Below are 770 nucleotides of genomic sequence, written 5' to 3'. Positions count from 1 at the left end.
CAAGCTGTTTTGCGAGAGCATTTTGGTACTTCACAGCTTTGGAGTTGCTATGGATTGCTGTGTGAATCTCTGAAACTGAATTTTTAAACTGAGTTCGATTATAATAATTTCTCGATACACGGTCTCCATATGGAAGAGGGGCATAACCTGATAGTGTAGCGATTTCACTATTTTGCATATCGATAAGGTCAAAGGTATCTGTTTTTAGAAGAACACTATTAAAAGCCCCCATGTTCTTTATGGTATCATCTAAACTCTTGACTGCTTGATTATAGCTCGTATTCACACTATCCAAGCTAGGATTCGTTAACGTTAGGATATCACTTATCCCTGCATAGATATTTTGTGTCTTACTGGAACTACTCTTTAATCCCTCGATCGGGTCTTTCATCCGTTGCTTGATGCGTTCTAGGTATTCTGTCTTAATAATAGCATTGTTGTCAGTCTCTGACACCGTGTCTTGAAAGAGCTTCACAAGTCCATCATAGCGACTGACAATGCTATCTAGGGCATTGACATAGTTGTCAACCAGTGGTATCTGATAGTTGGTCACCTTCTGGTTAATGGCATCCTTCACTGCCCCTTTGAGGCTATCGGTTGAAACAACCTCTGATAGACGGCTTCTCGAAACAGATAGCTGCTCCTTGATACTATTTACCGAAATAACTAACAACTCTTTTTGAACTCGAACTTCGGATACATCAATCTTCATTCACTTCCTCCTCTGCGTAAACACTGGAAATCAACCCTGCGTCTAGATAGTCCTTACG

Annotated in this window: 1 protein-coding gene; it reads right to left on the bottom strand. The window is 40.5% G+C overall.

Going from position 1 to position 770, the window contains the following annotated elements; translation table 11 throughout:
* A partial coding sequence (locus AB8E63_RS08640) for a T7SS effector LXG polymorphic toxin (protein WP_368910849.1) occupies positions 1-712 on the bottom strand: 712 nt, incomplete at its 3' end.
* Between the last annotated feature and the right edge of the window lie 58 nt (positions 713-770).

This window comes from Streptococcus sp. oral taxon 061, assembly GCF_964211575.1.
GTDB lineage: Bacteria > Bacillota > Bacilli > Lactobacillales > Streptococcaceae > Streptococcus.
Note: the sequence above shows the minus strand (reverse complement) of the source record. Positions and strands in the feature narration are given on the sequence as shown.